Here is a 16,614-nt window from a genome sequence, read left to right as displayed (position 1 = left end):
TAGTTGGGACATGCGTCCCTGTGAGAGTAGGACGTTGCCAGGCAAACGAAAGACAACCTGTATGGGTTGTCTTTTTTTTGTATTTTTTAAATATACTTGGTGATTTCCACTCTAGGTGATCGCTTTCCCCGCAGGAGTCCATCACCTTCCGTTTCAATCAACACAAATTAACTGCACCCTTAACAGAACTTGTTTTTAAAGAAGATTCTTGAGCACGGAGAAACGGCAAATTTGTGATAAATGTAGAAGCTTGCCTAAAAATGTAGAAGTTTTATTTAAAGTGTAGAAGTTTAATCAAAAATTGTAGAGCATCATTAAAAATTGTAGAAGCAAGAAACCTTTCTAAGGGATTGTTGCATTTTGAAGAAACTGTGAATAACAGTAGGCCATACTCCTAGAAAATACATTAGCATTTTCTTCGTGCGGTGACGATTCACAGAGGCAATCTCAATGACCTCGAGACCCTGCAGGTCGTTAGCACCAAGAAGGCATGTAGTTTGCCCAGGAAAAGGGGACAGAATTCAATACCTTATATAAATCAATAATTACCGTTTAAGGCATATGCTCTCACTTCTGATATCCTACAGGCCTCTCAATTTCCATCCAACAAATAGTTAAAAATAAGAAATGGGCTCTTTTTTAAAGTACAGTCAAGAAAGGAATAGATAAACGGATAATCCCTATTTGGCATAGTCTTAATTAATTCACTCCACCATTCAGTCTCATAGCGAGCAATCATGCTTAAATTGTATAGAAGCAGGTAATGGATCATTAGTTCGGGAAAATGGAACAGTTCAGTTTTAGCTAACGGAAACACAATTTTATTTTCATCTAGATTAAACTTAAAGGGTGAGTGGGCTGTAAAAATAGAACCTTCTGTCCGGAAAATAAGCTGCTTTTCCTTTTTCCCTTGGAATTTTAGTGGTATGCCTGATTTAGAGATGAGGTACTCTCCAAAACGGCTGTCTGTCATATGGAATCGATCCAATATTTTCTCGGGGATAAGAAGTTCATTATGTATTTGAGATACCATTGTAAAATTTGATTTGGATTCTACTCTTTTGAATAGAGGATCCAATTCAGGAATAAGGGAAAGTAGCTCTTCCATATTTGCCTTTTCACCTTCCAATTGTTTCATGTGAAACATCACCTCGGAAAGGTGAGGGTACAGACCATTTTTTTGAAATTTAACTTCATCCTTAAAAAACTGGTAATTTTGTTTTTTTCTTTTTCTTGCTGAAACTCCATGGGCAAGAACTGAAGTATTCTCAGGATATAGAGGATCAAGCGTCAAAATACATGCTTTTATTAAATGCACTAGTCCATAAAATAATAAAATTGGCTTTAAAATAAAAGGAGAAAGTTCTGCTTGTTCAAAATAAATTTTTCCGTGTTCAAGATAATATATAAATGGATAGCAATTATCAAAGCTGTTTTTTTCAGCGTCGCTAATCCCCTTGGAAAGATAACTTTTTTTTAAAAAATCCTGACTGTATTCTGCTGAAAAAAAGAATGAGTAACTGCTCCAGTCCTTATAGAAAGAATTCATCAGTGTGCCCCTTTAAAGTTTTTAGAAAAATGGAAATACAACAGCTTCCTTGACAGTATTTTGTCCAATTGATAACCTTTAAAATAAAAAAATTTCTGTGCGGGAGGAAAACCAAGATGTGGGAAAGTAAATTTGCCAAAGAAGGTTTAACGTTTGATGATGTTCTGCTAGTTCCGGCAAAATCGGATGTATTGCCTAAGGATGTAAATCTACAAGTTGAATTGTCTGCAAATGTAAAGCTGAATATACCAATTATAAGTGCAGGTATGGACACCGTTACGGAAGCTGAAATGGCAATTTCGATTGCTCGCCAGGGCGGTTTAGGGGTTATACATAAAAACATGACCATTGAACAGCAGGCAGAACAGGTCCAAAAGGTTAAGAGGTCCGAGAGCGGAGTCATTACAGATCCATTTTTCCTTACTCCCGACCACCAGGTTTATGATGCTGAGCATCTAATGGGTAAATATCGTATTTCAGGTGTTCCTATCGTAAATAACGAAACGGAACAAATGCTGGTAGGAATCATCACGAACAGAGATATGAGATTTATACAGGACTATTCCTTAAAAATTGCAGATGTTATGACCCAGGAAAACCTAGTTACCGCACCTGTAGGTACAACATTGAAAGAAGCTGAAAAAATTCTTCAGCAGCATAAAATTGAGAAACTTCCTCTCGTAAATGAAGAGGGCATGCTTAAAGGGCTCATTACGATAAAGGATATTGAAAAGGTTATTGAATTCCCGAACTCGGCAAAAGACAGCCAAGGAAGATTATTGGCAGGTGCAGCCGTAGGAGTAACAAAAGATACAATGAAGCGTATAGAAAAGCTTGTAAAGGCAAATGTTGATGTCATTGTGGTAGATACAGCACACGGACATTCCAGAGGTGTAATAGAAACCGTTAAGGAAATAAAGAGTGCTTACCCAGACCTGGCGATTATTGCAGGAAATGTGGCTACTGCAGAGGCTACAAGAGAACTGATTGAAGCAGGTGCTGATATTGTTAAAGTGGGTATCGGACCTGGATCCATTTGTACAACAAGGGTCGTAGCAGGGGTAGGAGTACCGCAAATCACTGCTGTTTATGACTGTGCTACAGAGGCTAGGAAGCACGGTAAAGCAATAATAGCCGATGGCGGTATAAAATATTCGGGTGATATTGTAAAAGCACTGGCAGCAGGCGGACATGCCGTTATGCTGGGCAGTATGCTGGCAGGTGTATCTGAAAGCCCAGGTGAAACAGAAATTTATCAGGGCCGCCGCTTTAAGGTATACCGTGGAATGGGTTCTATTGCTGCTATGGAAAAAGGGTCGAAAGACCGCTACTTCCAGGAAGATAATAAAAAATTCGTTCCGGAGGGTATCGAAGGGCGAGTGCCATATAAAGGGCCGCTTTCTGAAACTATTTATCAGCTTATCGGAGGAATCCGGGCAGGAATGGGCTACTGTGGGTCAAGTAATTTGAATGACTTAAGAGAGAAAGCCCAATTCATTAAAATGTCTGGTGCGGGCTTAAGAGAAAGCCATCCGCATGATATTCAAATTACGAAGGAAGCCCCTAATTATTCCATGTAACGCAAAGAGAGGAATCCCCTCTCTTTTTTTTATTTTAAATTATGAAATGAACTTTAAAGGGAAAAAGTTTATAACATTCGCTCCGGAACATTCAGAGGTTCTTATATCCTTCCGAAAATAAAGTTTTCCGGGAAATATCATATTTTTGGAAATAAGATAGGTAATTGCTCTGTCTATGATTTGTTTTTAAGTTATGTTAAAATACCAAGGTGTGTAAAAAGCTCGGGCTTTACGCCTAGTACTGCAAGTAATAAAGGATGCTTCGCAGGAGTCATATGTTTCTCAATCACATTAAATACATCGGATATTACATAAAATCTTGGAGGGCGTTAAAGTGAATAAAAAGTTTTTTCGGAAATATGCTGCCGGTACAATGGCGGCGGTAATGTCAGTCAGCCTTTTCACAGGTCTGGATAAAGCTCATGCACAGGCACCATTGAATGTAAACGCAGCTGGGGCAATTATGGTTGATGGCCAGTCAGGGGAGGTTCTTTATCAAAAGAATGCTGACAGCCTGCTAGGAATTGCTAGTATGTCAAAGATGATGACAGAATATATTCTTTTAGATTCAATTAAGCACGGCAAGGTTAAATGGGACCAGCAATATAATGTTGATGAACTTGTTTGGAAAATTTCACAAGACCGCAGTTTATCCAATGTTCCTTTAAGAAGGGACGGAAAGTATTCTATTCGTGAACTTTACCAGGCAATGGCTATTTATTCTGCCAACGGAGCAACCATTGCCATTGCTGAAACCATTGCAGGTTCGGAAACTAACTTTGTAAAAATGATGAATAAAAAAGCCCAAGAACTAGGCTTGAAGGATTATAAATTTGTTAACTCAACTGGTTTAAATAACACAGAGTACAAAGGCTCACATCCACAAGGGTCAGGAGAGACAGATGAGAATGTTATGTCATCCAGGGCTACAGCAACATTGGCATTTCGCTTGATTAATGATTTCCCTGAGGTATTGAAAACTGCAAGCACTCCGAAGATGGTCTTCCGTGAAGGTACGACGGATAAAATTAATATGGAGAACTGGAACTGGATGTTACCAAGCCTTGTGTATGGATATCCGGGAGTAGACGGTTTAAAAACAGGTACAACAGATTTTGCCGGATACTGCTTTACAGGAACAGCAAGCCGTGATGGTAAAAGGTTTATAACTGTTGTTCAGAATGCAACAGACGGTAAGGGAAACGGAGGCTATAAAGCCCGTTTTGATGAAACAAGAAAGATGTTTGATTACGGTTTTACAAACTATACAAAAGAACAGATTGTTCCTAAGCATTACCAGGTAAAAGGACAGAAAGCCATTCCAGTTATCAAAGGTAAGGAAGACAATGTTAAGGTTTATACAAAATCATCAATTAACATGCTTATATTAAATGGAGATAAGGGCAACTATAAGCCTGTTCTAGTATTAGATAAAAATAAATTAAATAAAAAAGGTGAACTGACTGCTCCTGTTAAAAAAGGAGAAAAAGTTGGTTATATTAAATTAGTTCCTAAAAATGGAGAAAAGATTAGCTTCCTTAATGGTAAAGGAGCAAACAAAACACAGGTAGATGTAGTGGCTGGACAAAGCGTTGAAAAAGCTAACTGGTTTGTTCTTATGATGAGAGGTATCGGCGGATTTTTTGGCGACCTTTGGGGATCTATTTCTTCAGCTGTAAAAGGCTTGTTCTAAGCGCCTTTTATTAGACTCTAAAGGATTCCTGCCTTGACAGGAATCCTTTTTTGGTGTTTATTTTCTTTATGGAAAACAAATAATTCAAGTATGCGGATTTAACTTTTCCTTAAGTTCGACAATAATAGTTTAAATCTTCTTTAAATAGAGAGATGGAACTAATTAGGGGGTAATGTAATGAAAACTGGTACAGATCGAGTAAAGCGCGGCATGGCTGAAATGCAAAAAGGCGGCGTTATTATGGACGTTATCAATGCTGAGCAGGCAAAAATTGCAGAAGAGGCTGGAGCCGTTGCGGTAATGGCTCTGGAACGTGTACCTTCTGACATCCGTGCAGCAGGCGGAGTAGCAAGAATGGCAGACCCGCGCATTGTAGAAGAGGTTATGAATGCAGTTTCAATCCCTGTAATGGCAAAAGCTCGTATTGGCCATATTGTTGAAGCTCGTATCCTAGAAGCCATGGGTGTTGACTACATCGATGAAAGCGAAGTTTTAACTCCCGCTGATGAAGAGTTTCATTTAAATAAAAAAGAATATACTGTTCCTTTTGTTTGCGGATGCCGTGACTTAGGTGAAGCTGCCCGCCGTATTGGTGAAGGTGCTTCAATGCTTCGTACAAAAGGTGAACCAGGAACAGGTAACATTGTTGAAGCCGTAAGACATATCCGCAAGGTAAATGCCCAGGTTCGTAAGGTTGTTGCAATGAACGAAGATGAACTGATGACTGAAGCTAAGCTTTTGGGAGCTCCTTATGAGATCCTTCTTGAGATCAAGCGTCTTGGCCATCTTCCAGTTGTAAACTTTGCAGCAGGCGGAGTAGCTACACCAGCAGATGCTGCCCTTATGATGCAATTGGGTTCTGACGGAGTATTTGTAGGTTCCGGAATTTTCAAGTCTGATAATCCTGCAAAATTTGCCCGTGCTATTGTTGAAGCAACAACTCATTACCAAGACTATAAATTAATCGCTGAGATTTCCAAGGATCTTGGTATTGCGATGAAAGGTATTGAAATCTCCACACTTGCACCATCAGCAAGGATGCAGGATCGTGGCTGGTAAGGAGATATTTTAAAATGGTAAAAATAGGTGTACTAGCCCTTCAGGGGGCCGTTCGCGAGCATGTGCGAGCTGTTGAAGCAGCAGGTGCCGAGGCATTTGTCATAAAGAAAAAAGAAGAGCTTGAGCATGTAGATGGATTAATTCTTCCTGGCGGCGAAAGCACGACAATGAGAAAATTAATTGATAAATATGATTTTATGGATGAGCTTAGAAAACAGGCACAGGAAGGCAAGCCCATGTTTGGCACCTGTGCAGGTTTGATTTTGCTGGCAAAAAATATAGTTGGGTATGACCAGCCGCATTTAGGAGTTATGGATATAACGGTGGAAAGAAATTCTTTTGGCCGCCAAAGAGAGAGCTTTGAAACTGACTTGGATATTAAAGATGTTGCTGATGATTTTCCTGCAGTATTTATCCGTGCCCCGCATATTGTGGAAGTTGGGGAAAATACAGAAGTCCTTGCCAAGCATGACGGCAGAATCGTGGCTGCAAGGGAAGGCCAGTTTTTGGGCTGTTCCTTCCATCCTGAGCTAACAGAAGATCATCGTTTAGCTGCATACTTTGTGAACATGGTTAAAGAAGTAAAGGAAAAGCAATTAGTATAATTTGGTTGCAAACTGCCGATAATTATAGTAGGCTATAAATTACAATTTATCTATATGGAAAAAGCATTGAGAGGAAATAGTAGCATGCACTCCATTCAAAAGAGAGCCGGTGGCAGGTGTGAACCGGTGTATGGGGCTTGTGAATCCGTCCTTGAGCAGGGTATGGAAAGCAATTGAAGCGAGTAAGTACCTTCGGTTAAAAACCGTTACGAGTTTAAGGTGGGCAGAATTTTTCTGCTAACCAGGGTGGCAACGCGGGTAACTCTCGTCCCTGTTTCAGGGGACGGGAGTTTTTTGTTTTTATAACCCTAGCCGGAGGACATTAATTGAATTATTTATTTTGAATCAAAGGAGTGGAAATACATGCTTGATGTAAAGTATTTAAGATCTAATTTTGAAGAAGTCAAAAGCAAACTTCAGCACCGTGGGGAGGACCTCTCTGACTTTGGTAAGTTTGAAGACCTTGATAAGCAGCGCCGAGACTTAATTGTGGAATCTGAGCAGCTAAAAAGTAAGAGGAATGAAGTTTCACAGCAGGTGGCATTTTTTAAGAGAGAAAAGAAGGATGCTGACCATCTGATTGCCGAGATGCGTGAAGTAGGTGACCGCATTAAGGTGCTTGATGATGAGCTTCGTGTTGTGGAAGAACAACTAGAGAGTTTAATGCTAAGCATTCCAAATATTCCACATGAAAGCGTTCCAATTGGTGAGTCAGAGGATGATAATGTTGAAATAAGAAAATGGGGAGAAGTCCGGGAATTTAGTTTTGAAGCCAGGCCACATTGGGATGTTGCTACAGGGCTTGATATACTTGATTTTGAACGGGCAGCCAAGGTTACTGGAAGCCGCTTTGTTTTTTATAAAGGGTTAGGTGCCAGATTGGAAAGAGCCCTGATTAACTTTATGATGGATCTCCATTCTGACGAACATGGATACAAGGAAATTCTTCCTCCGTACATGGTAAATCGAGCTAGCATGACAGGAACCGGACAGCTTCCTAAGTTTGAGGAAGATGCATTTTTAATTGAAAACGAAGATTATTTCCTTATCCCTACTGCAGAAGTTCCTGTAACCAACCTGCACAGAGATGAAATATTAAATGGCGAAGAGCTTCCTCTTAAGTATGCGGCATTCAGTGCTTGTTTCCGTTCAGAAGCAGGATCTGCTGGACGTGATACAAGGGGATTGATCCGCCAGCATCAATTTAACAAGGTAGAGCTCGTAAAATTTGTAAAGCCGGAAGATTCCTATGATGAATTGGAAAAATTAACTGCGGATGCAGAAAGAGTATTACAGCTCCTTAAATTGCCTTACCGCGTTCTGAGAATGTGTACTGGCGATCTTGGCTTTACAGCGGCTAAGAAATACGACATCGAGGTCTGGATTCCAAGCTATGGAACTTACCGTGAGATATCTTCCTGCAGTAACTTTGAAGCCTTCCAGGCACGCCGTGCGAATATCCGATTCCGCCGTGACCCTAAAGCTAAGCCGGAACATGTTCATACAATAAATGGATCAGGGCTTGCTATTGGAAGAACAGTAGCTGCTATTTTGGAGAATTATCAGCAGGAGGATGGCAGTGTAATTGTACCTGAAGTGCTTCGTCCATATATGGGGAATAAAGAAATAATTAAATGATGATAATAATGCAGAAGGGGGCTTTTGCTCCCTTCATGAAAAAAAGTTTTAATAATTTATTGACATACACTTATTGATATGATAAATTATTAATTGTCGATACGGAGGAATACCCAAGTCTGGCTGAAGGGATCGGTCTTGAAAACCGACAGGCGGGTCAAACCGCGCGGGGGTTCGAATCCCTCTTCCTCCTCCATTTTAAAAATTAAAAACGCGCATAAATACCTGGAGATAAAGCCCGCTTTCATGAAAATGAAGGCGGGCTTTTTTAATGAAAAAAAGTGAACAAGGATGGCTTCCCCAGCTTTGCCCCGAGCGAAGAAAAAGCTTAGCTAAGTCCTAGTAAGGCAGTTTGTTCTTATATAAAAGACAAATAAAAAACGTATATCAGCCTTAGCCGATATACGCTGTTGCACCCAGAATTTCTTTTAACTTTGAATCAACACTGCGGCAGACCTTTAAAGCATCCTCTGGCCGCTTCACTACATCTGTTGTATCCATATCAATAACTAAAACTTCACTTGCATTATAGTGGTCCATAACCCACTCATCATAGCCCTTCCATACTTCAAAATAGTACTCCTTTAATTCAGGATTGATTTCGAAGCTTCTTCCCCGAGCCATAATTCGGTCAATGACTGTATCAAAGGAACCTTTTAGGTAAACCATCAAATCCGGTGCCTTTTTTGGAAGTTCGTTCAGTTCCTCCATCATATTGTCCACAAGATCTTCGTAAATTTTAAATTCTAATGCTGAAATTCGTCCAAGATTCTTGTTAACAAGAGCAAAGTACCAATCCTCATAAATAGATCTGTCCTGGATGGTATACAAGGGATTTTTCCAGCTAATGCTTTCCTTAACTGTTTTGAACCGTTTATTTAAAAAGAAGAGCTGCAAAAGAAAAGGTATTCTTTTTGCCTCTAATTCTTCATCCGTTAATTCATAATAGAGAGGGAGGATAGGGTTGTCATCCACCGTTTCATAAAACACCTTACTCTCTATCCCGCTGCTTTGAAAATGATCGTTAAGAATGTCGGCTACACTTGTTTTTCCAAGTCCGATCATTCCGCCTATTACGATACTCACTAACATCCTCCTCTACAAAGTTTTTGTCCAGCTTTCCTGTTTTAGTGATAAAGAAAGTTTTTCGATGATGTACTGTAAATCTTCTTTGTTTTTTACAAAGTCGACTTCATCACCATTAAAACGCAATACAGGTATTTCCGGATGCTGTCTTTCAAAGCTGGAAATGGCTTCTTCATAATCAAGGGAAAGCTGTTCCAAATAAAGAGGGCTAATCTTTTTCTCAATTTCGCGTCCTCTCATTTCAATCCGCTTTAAAAGAGTATCAAGGCTTGCATGCAAATAAATAATGACATTTGGCTTTGGCATGTCCTCTGTAAGAATCTGATAAATCCTATAGTACTTTTGGTACTCATCATCCTTCAAGGTCCTTTGAGCAAAGATTAAGTTTTTGAATATATGGTAATCAGCTACCACTGATTGATTTTTACTCAAATAATGATTGTCGATATCACCCAGCTGCTTAAAACGATTACAGAGAAAGAACATTTCCGTTTGGAAACTCCACTCCTCTATATTTTCATAAAATTTACCCAGAAATGGGTTTTCATCCACTATTTCTTTTAATAACGCAAAATGGAATTGCTCAGAAATTGCTTTTGCGAGAGATGTTTTTCCAACACCAATCGGACCTTCAACGGTAATAAAGGGTGTTTCCCCCATCGTTCATCCTCCTTTTCCGTTTGCCGCAAATTTTCAAATTAAAAGGTGCCTTTTATTAAAAAATTTATCTAATATAAATACGATTTTTAATGACACAGAAAGTATTTTATCACACTCTTAACAGGAAAGGATATGGAATATTAAGAAGGATGTCATTTCTTGTAGAAAAAATAGGGAATGGATAACAGCAATTAAAAAAACTGCCGAATTACGGCAGTTTAAGTCAGATTCTCTTTAGATTTTTCTAATGATAAAATTATCCTCAAGAAGCGTCCAGTTTTGCGGGAATGGATAACCTAGAACCCAATAGCTTACACCTTTTAAATTAAATTCCTTTAACAGATTAAACTTGGCCTGAGCACTTCGGGCATCTTCAAACCATACTTCATGCTGGCGCCCTTTGCTGTCTGTATACCGGAAAAAAGGTGACTGGGCTGTTTCGTTATACTGGATAACAGCATTGTGCTCCACTGCTCGTCTGATGGCTTCCTGCATATCGAATGTTTCTGCTTCCTGTCCCTTAACATGAGGGAGAACCCAATCCCTCGCATAAACCTGAAATCCAAGCAGAATTTTATTTCTCGGAATAGCTGTTACTGCATATTCAATAACCTGTCTCATTAGGTTAAGGGGAGAAATAGCCTGCGGTGGACCAAAACGGTATCCCCATTCATATGTCATCGGAACAACAAAATCCAGAATGCGTCCGTGGGCAGGGTAGTCATGTGCTTCATAAAGTAATCCCTTTTGTCCAGCGCTTGTTTTAGGGGCAAGAGATGAGGATACAAAGTAACCGGCCGGATGCAATTTATCTACGGCTTGTTGTAAAAAGCGGTTATAGTTTTCCCTATCTTCAGGAGAAACATTTTCAAAGTCAATATTTAAGCCACGGTATCCTTTCTGACGCATAACGGCAAGAGTATTTGTGAGTATTTTCTCAGAAAGAGTGGGATTAGACAGAATAGTGTGAGCAAGTTGAGTACCTGCTTCTGTAGCAGAAAAGTTCGTTATGGCCATAATGGGCACAATGCGGGCATTGCGGGCAGCCTGCAATGTCGGTACATCATCGATCGGCTCAAGGGATCCATCCCTCTGCATTCTATATCCGAACGGGCAAACATAAGTAAGGTCATGAGCCACATCTCTTACTTCTCTCGCTCCTGCCTGGCCAAATACAGTTGTGAACGCATTTACATCAATGGTCTTTTTTGGAGGGTCTGGGATTATTATTCTTTGTCCAGCGGTTAAGCGTGCTGTGCTTGTTAGTCCATTGGCCTGAAGAAGGCCTTGAACGCTTATTCCAAACCGTTTGGCAATGGAGGTTGGTGTATCACCGGCTCTAACTGTATAAGGAATAACAGGTACAAGTAATCGCTGTCCTGGGTAAATTGATGCTGCATTCGTTAAATGATTTAGCTGCATCATTTCTGGAACAGTTGTCCTGTAACGCCTTGCGATTTCATCCAACGTTTCCCCTGCAGTAACGGCATGGCGCAAATAAGGCTTGGGAATAACAAGAGCAAGGCCAATAACCAGCTTATTTGGATTTTCCAGTCCATTGGCCCTAACAATAGCATTTGTACTTACTCCGTATTGCCTTGCAAGTTTGTCTATCGTTTCTCCGCTTTTTACCACATGTATAGTAAGCATATATCCATCCCTCGCTTTCTCTTTTTTTCATCTTTATATATGTATTCGGGAAAGGAGCAATGATACCACTAATGTAAGAACCTCTGGATCATTCGGAAGGAATAGGCAGACCATATTTAATTAATGATATAATGGCCATAGAATTTGAGTCTTTTGTTTTTAACTCTGTATAATTTCAATGGTGTTTTGTACACGAATAATGAGCAGAAAATAGGCGCCATTCCTCGAAATGGCATTCGAAGTTCCTTGTGTGGGGTCACCCGAGGATGTTAGTGCAATACTGCGGAAAAAATGGCTGACAAGCTTCCGAAATGAGTAACAAGCGAGGAGTTTGCGGTTATTTTGGGAAAGTGAGGCCCACAGCAAGTGGGTCAGGAAGGTGTTACCGCAGGACAAGGAAGGCTTCGGCAGCTTAAACATCGCACGAAAGAAAAAGTGCAAGTTTTTCGAGGAAGTGGAGATTTTGCTTTCATCCTATTGTTTTCGTTAATATTAACAATGTAGTTTAACAAAGCCTTGTTTTTAAAGGATGGTCTTTATGGAAATAGACTTTTTATCTGATGAATATTTTATGCGTGAGGCTATAAATGAAGCGAAAAAGGCGGAAGAATTAAATGAAGTGCCGATTGGTGCTGTAATTGTTCTTGATGGCAGGATTATCTCCCGTGGCCACAACTTAAGGGAGTGTGAACAGAATGCAATTGCACACGCCGAGTTGCTTGCTATAGACCGAGCCTGCAAGGAGCTTGGAACCTGGCGGCTTGAGAATGCAGTTTTATATGTAACGCTTGAGCCTTGTCCCATGTGTTCCGGGGCCATTATCCTTTCCAGAATAAAAAGAGTCGTGTACGGTGCGGCTGACCCTAAAGGAGGATGTGCCGGAACATTGATGAATTTATTGAATGACGAGCGCTTTAATCATCAATGTGAAGTTACTGCAGGTATCCTTGGAGTAGAATGCGGATTTATGCTATCTGACTTTTTCCGTTCACTGCGGGAACAGAAAAAACAGAAAAAAGCAGATAAAAAGAAAACACTGCTGGATAATAATACAGGAATTGACAGCTAATAAACATTGCTTTTTTAAGAGGAACTTAGTATACTGAAAAAGCGTCAGAGAGATGGCGCCTAACTAAATGGTATCAATTTTGCCGTGCTAGGCGGGGAGGTAGCGGTGCCCTGTACTCGCAATCCGCTCTAGCGAGGCTGAATCCCTTCCTGAGGCTGACCTCCTGTAGGGCCGCCTTAAGTAAGTGGTGTTGACGCCCGGGTCCTGCGCAATGGGAATCCACGAACCATGTCAGGTCCGGAAGGAAGCAGCATTAAGTGGACACTCTCATGTGCCGCAGGGTTGCCTGGGCTGAGCCAACTGCTTAAGTAACGCCTATGGGTGTCAGTCGATGGAAGGTGCACGGCAGTTATATCACATAATAAACTCATTCCTAATAGGGATGAGTTTTTTGCATGTTTTGGGTTTCTAAAAATCTGCTCAATAGCTATGCTTTTTAATTTTAGGTTTTGTAAAAGTCAAAATAGATACTGTATAATAGAAAAGATAACAATGAGGAAGGGGGCAATGTCATATGGCTTATCAAGCATTATATCGGGTCTGGCGTCCTCAGCAATTTATAGATGTAGTAGGACAGGAACATGTAACCAAGACATTGCAGAATGCCCTGCTTCAGCAAAAAATTTCGCATGCCTATTTATTTTCCGGCCCGAGAGGAACGGGGAAAACAAGTGCAGCCAAAATTTTGGCAAAAGCAGTTAACTGTGAAAGAGCACCCGTCCAGGAACCTTGTAATGAATGTCCGTCATGTTTGGGGATCACGGATGGATCCATTTCAGATGTAATTGAAATCGATGCTGCTTCAAATAATGGTGTAGAAGAAATCAGGGATATCCGTGATAAGGTCAAGTATGCTCCAAGTGTAGTAAAATACAAGGTTTATATTATTGACGAAGTGCATATGCTTTCTATTGGTGCTTTTAATGCGCTTTTAAAAACTTTGGAGGAACCGCCAAAGCATGTCATGTTTATTTTAGCCACAACGGAGCCCCATAAGATACCATTAACAATTATCTCCAGGTGTCAGCGCTTTGATTTTAAAAGGATTACAGCTCAATCCATTGTTAAAAGGATGAAGCTCATTACGCAGGAAACTGGAGTTGAATGCGATGACAGGCCATTACAAATCATCGCGAGGGCTGCAGAAGGCGGTATGCGTGATGCTTTGAGTCTGCTGGACCAGGCTATTTCCTTTAGCGATGAACGGGTAACCGAAGAGGACGCTTTGGCAGTTACAGGTTCGGTATCTCAGGGATTTTTGAATCAGCTGGCATCAGCCATTATTGATAAGGATGTGGCTAGTGGGCTTGAAGCTCTGGAAGAATTGCTCTACCATGGAAAGGATCCATCACGTTTTATTGAAGACTTTATTCTTTTTTACCGTGATATGCTTCTGTATAAAACAGCTCCTTCTTTGGAGGAATCGTTTGAAAGAGTCATGCTTGATGACGATTTCCGTCAATTGGCAGAGGCCTTTTCTCCAGATCAAATTTACCAGCTTATTGATGTATTAAATAAGACCCAGCAGGAAATGAGATGGACAAACCATCCAAGAATCTTTCTGGAGGTAGCCATCGTAAAACTTTGCCAGATGGAGGCGGGGGCAGAGGGGCATGTTCCATCAGGAGATGTATCTCAGCTATTGAGCCGTATAGAACTACTTGAAAGTGAACTGAAAGATCTAAAGGCAAATGGGCCGGTTATCGCTCATGAAACAGTCCAGGCAGCGCCAAAACAGCCCGCAAGGAGTTCCCGAAAAGGATTTCAGGCGCCTGTAGGAAAAATAAATGAAGTTTTAAAAAATGCTACCAAGAACGATTTACATCAAATAAAAAGTCAGTGGGGAGCTATGCTCGGCAAGCTTATGAAATCTCATGCTGCCTTATTAAATGAGGCAGAGCCTGTTGCAGCTTCACCATCTGTTTTTATTATAAAATTCAAACATGAAATTCACTGTCAAATGGCTATGGACAATCATAAGTTTGTAGAAACAGTTTCAAATGCTTTTCAGACCCTAGTCGGTAACAGATTCGATGTTTTGGGAATTCCTGAAGAACAATGGCAAACAATTCGAGAAAGCTTTTTAAGTAGCCATGATTCTGACCAGCAGGAAGGCGGTCCCAATAAAGAAGAGGAGCCGCTTATATCTGAGGCTAAACGACTATTCGGTGCTGACTTTGTAGAAGTGGTTGACTAAAAAATGGAGGTTGAAGTTATGATGCGTGGTGGAATGGGTAATATGCAAAATATGATGAAGCAAATGCAAAAAATGCAAAAGAAAATGCAGGAAGCTCAAGAAGAGCTGGGCACACAGAAAATTGAAGGTACTGCTGGCGGAGGTATGGTTACTGTTACAATTACCGGACACAAAGAAATAACAGATGTAAAGATTAACCCGGAAGCAGTAGATCCAGATGATGTAGAAATGCTTCAGGACCTTGTTTTGGCTGCTGTTAATGATGCCCTTAAGAAGGTTGATGAGATGACTAATGACACAATGGGACAATTCACTAAAGGAATGAATCTTCCGGGAATGTTCTAGGAGGAATAAATAATATGCATTATCCTGAACCGATATCTAAGCTGATTGACAGCTTTATGAAATTGCCAGGTATCGGCCCGAAAACGGCCGCTCGTCTGGCTTTTTTTGTTCTTAGTATGAAGGAAGACACTGTCCTTGATTTTGCGAAGGCTCTTGTTAACGCAAAGCGAAACCTGACTTACTGCTCTATCTGCGGCCATATTACTGACCAGGATCCCTGCTATATTTGTGAGGATCAGCGAAGGGATCGTACAACGATTTGTGTGGTGCAGGACCCTAAAGATGTAATTGCAATGGAGAAAATGCGGGAATACATCGGATTGTACCATGTATTGCATGGTGCGATTTCTCCCATGGATGGAATTGGACCGGAGGATATTAATATCCCCAGCCTGTTAAAGCGTCTGCAGGATGAAACCGTCCAGGAGGTCATTTTGGCTACCAATCCTAATATTGAAGGAGAAGCAACCGCCATGTATATATCCCGGCTCCTTAAGCCATCGGGTATTAAACTGACAAGGATTGCCCATGGACTTCCGGTTGGCGGCGATTTGGAATATGCTGATGAAGTAACTTTGTCAAAGGCTTTGGAAGGACGAAGAGAATTTTAAAATACCGGAGGAATCAACATGTTTTTTCGCCGTAAGGGCTGGCTGCGAAAAGAATTTGACGAAAAGCTGCTTACTCAGCTAAATGACTATAAAAATGATTGGCAAAACCAAAAGGTGCTGCTTGAGAAGAGTTTTGACCCTTCCGAAGAAGTAATTTGCCAATCAAAACTGTCAGAAGCCAAATACTTCTTTCTATTTAAAGAAGCAAAATACAGAAATATACGGATAAATCGATCATAGAGCTGTCACTCTCTTCTGTTCTAATTGCATAACTTGTACATAAACTTTTTAGTACAAGTTAAACAGGAGGGGGGACAGCTTTTTTGGAACCAATTATGATTATTGCTATATTGGGCGGCTTGATTATTCTGCTTCTTTTTTCTGGGGCTCCTTTTAAGCCGCTTCGATTTATTGGCCAGTCTGCTGTAAAACTGCTGATCGGAGCATTATTTTTATTCTTTTTAAATGCAGCAGGCAATCGGTTTGGCATTCATGTTCCGATAAACTTTGCTACTTCTGCAGTTTCTGGTTTCTTGGGAATTCCGGGCCTGGCTGCATTAGTGGCTATACAAACATGGATTCTTTAAGGTTTTTCCGCTGTCACCTGCAGCGGTTTTTTTATTTTATAACTTCTTTTAAAAAAGTATCAAAAAGGGGTTGACCAATAGAATGGTATCATGTAATATATTAAAGGTCGCTGATGACAAGCGATAAGCATCATAAAAAAGTTATTGACATTGATAACTTGAAATGTTATGCTATTAAAGTCGCTTCTGAGCGGCGGAGAGAAATTGTTCTTTGAAAACTAAACAAACAAAGCGTGAACAAACAAACAATAACATGATGAACTTGTTTCATCAGCCAACGTAACT

The 16,614-nt window shown here is 40.5% G+C and carries 15 protein-coding genes, 1 tRNA gene, 1 other RNA gene and 1 other annotated feature; of the genes, 13 read left to right on the top strand and 4 right to left on the bottom strand.

The genetic code is table 11. The annotated features are described in order from the left end of the window. Positions 1-592: 592 nt before the first annotated feature. Positions 593-1,549, bottom strand: a complete 957-nt coding sequence (locus AC3WR0_RS24685; RefSeq protein ID WP_492554744.1) for a YaaC family protein — start codon at positions 1,547-1,549, stop codon at positions 593-595. Positions 1,550-1,665: 116 nt separating this feature from the next. On the opposite strand from AC3WR0_RS24685, the gene guaB reads away from it, so the two are divergent. From guaB to AC3WR0_RS24655, 6 genes are all read left to right on the top strand, one after another. Continuing rightward, positions 1,666-3,129: an IMP dehydrogenase gene (guaB, locus tag AC3WR0_RS24680; protein ID WP_492554743.1), complete on the top strand. Its 1,464-nt coding sequence runs from the start codon at positions 1,666-1,668 to the stop codon at positions 3,127-3,129. A gap of 373 nt (positions 3,130-3,502) precedes the next feature. Beyond that, positions 3,503-4,822 (top strand): serine hydrolase, encoded by a 1,320-nt coding sequence (locus tag AC3WR0_RS24675; protein ID WP_492554745.1) that lies wholly within the window; start codon positions 3,503-3,505, stop codon positions 4,820-4,822. A gap of 177 nt (positions 4,823-4,999) precedes the next feature. Next, positions 5,000-5,881 carry a pyridoxal 5'-phosphate synthase lyase subunit PdxS gene (pdxS, locus tag AC3WR0_RS24670; RefSeq protein WP_027322907.1) on the top strand — a complete coding sequence of 294 codons (882 nt, stop codon included), beginning with the start codon at positions 5,000-5,002 and terminating at the stop codon, positions 5,879-5,881. 14 nt (positions 5,882-5,895) lie between these two features. Then, the gene (gene pdxT / locus AC3WR0_RS24665) at positions 5,896-6,486 is read left to right on the top strand and encodes a pyridoxal 5'-phosphate synthase glutaminase subunit PdxT (RefSeq protein ID WP_492554742.1); all 591 of its coding nucleotides are present in this window, start codon (positions 5,896-5,898) and stop codon (positions 6,484-6,486) included. Between the two features lie 57 nt (positions 6,487-6,543). After that, positions 6,544-6,762 (top strand) — a binding site (T-box leader). A gap of 87 nt (positions 6,763-6,849) precedes the next feature. Beyond that, entirely contained in the window at positions 6,850-8,124 is a 1,275-nt protein-coding gene (gene serS, locus AC3WR0_RS24660; protein ID WP_027322909.1) for a serine--tRNA ligase, read from the top strand. A 103-nt stretch (positions 8,125-8,227) separates the two neighbouring features. After that, positions 8,228-8,320: transfer RNA gene (locus tag AC3WR0_RS24655), tRNA-Ser, on the top strand. 197 nt (positions 8,321-8,517) lie between these two features. Here the strand turns inward: AC3WR0_RS24655 and AC3WR0_RS24650 are convergent. The 3 genes from AC3WR0_RS24650 to AC3WR0_RS24640 all read right to left on the bottom strand — a co-directional run bounded on the left by AC3WR0_RS24650 (position 8,518) and on the right by AC3WR0_RS24640 (position 11,520). Next, positions 8,518-9,210 carry a deoxynucleoside kinase gene (locus AC3WR0_RS24650; protein ID WP_492554741.1) on the bottom strand — a complete coding sequence of 231 codons (693 nt, stop codon included), beginning with the start codon at positions 9,208-9,210 and terminating at the stop codon, positions 8,518-8,520. Positions 9,211-9,222: 12 nt separating this feature from the next. Then, the gene (locus AC3WR0_RS24645; RefSeq protein ID WP_027322911.1) at positions 9,223-9,870 is read right to left on the bottom strand and encodes a deoxynucleoside kinase; all 648 of its coding nucleotides are present in this window, start codon (positions 9,868-9,870) and stop codon (positions 9,223-9,225) included. Between the two features lie 234 nt (positions 9,871-10,104). Further along, positions 10,105-11,520, bottom strand: coding sequence for a glycoside hydrolase family 18 protein (locus tag AC3WR0_RS24640; RefSeq protein WP_492554740.1), 1,416 nt, complete (start codon positions 11,518-11,520; stop codon positions 10,105-10,107). A 538-nt stretch (positions 11,521-12,058) separates the two neighbouring features. Here AC3WR0_RS24640 and tadA point away from each other — a divergent pair. From tadA to AC3WR0_RS24605, 7 genes are all read left to right on the top strand, one after another. Next, positions 12,059-12,589: a tRNA adenosine(34) deaminase TadA gene (gene tadA / locus AC3WR0_RS24635; RefSeq protein ID WP_492554739.1), complete on the top strand. Its 531-nt coding sequence runs from the start codon at positions 12,059-12,061 to the stop codon at positions 12,587-12,589. A gap of 82 nt (positions 12,590-12,671) precedes the next feature. After that, an RNA gene (gene ffs / locus AC3WR0_RS24630) (signal recognition particle sRNA large type) lies at positions 12,672-12,935 on the top strand. Positions 12,936-13,103: 168 nt separating this feature from the next. After that, positions 13,104-14,786 (top strand): DNA polymerase III subunit gamma/tau, encoded by a 1,683-nt coding sequence (gene dnaX, locus AC3WR0_RS24625; protein WP_492554738.1) that lies wholly within the window; start codon positions 13,104-13,106, stop codon positions 14,784-14,786. Positions 14,787-14,804: 18 nt separating this feature from the next. Then, entirely contained in the window at positions 14,805-15,131 is a 327-nt protein-coding gene (locus AC3WR0_RS24620) for a YbaB/EbfC family nucleoid-associated protein (RefSeq protein ID WP_027322915.1), read from the top strand. Between the two features lie 14 nt (positions 15,132-15,145). Continuing rightward, positions 15,146-15,742, top strand: coding sequence for a recombination mediator RecR (gene recR / locus AC3WR0_RS24615; protein WP_492554737.1), 597 nt, complete (start codon positions 15,146-15,148; stop codon positions 15,740-15,742). A gap of 18 nt (positions 15,743-15,760) precedes the next feature. Further along, positions 15,761-15,982: a YaaL family protein gene (locus AC3WR0_RS24610; RefSeq protein WP_027322917.1), complete on the top strand. Its 222-nt coding sequence runs from the start codon at positions 15,761-15,763 to the stop codon at positions 15,980-15,982. Positions 15,983-16,065: 83 nt separating this feature from the next. Continuing rightward, entirely contained in the window at positions 16,066-16,329 is a 264-nt protein-coding gene (locus AC3WR0_RS24605; protein ID WP_492554736.1) for a pro-sigmaK processing inhibitor BofA family protein, read from the top strand. Positions 16,330-16,614 lie beyond the last annotated feature (285 nt).

Source organism: Neobacillus sp. FW104-15D2 (genome assembly GCF_058790155.1).
The sequence above is the reverse complement of the archived record's forward strand: the minus strand, read 5'-3'. Positions and strand labels throughout refer to the sequence as shown.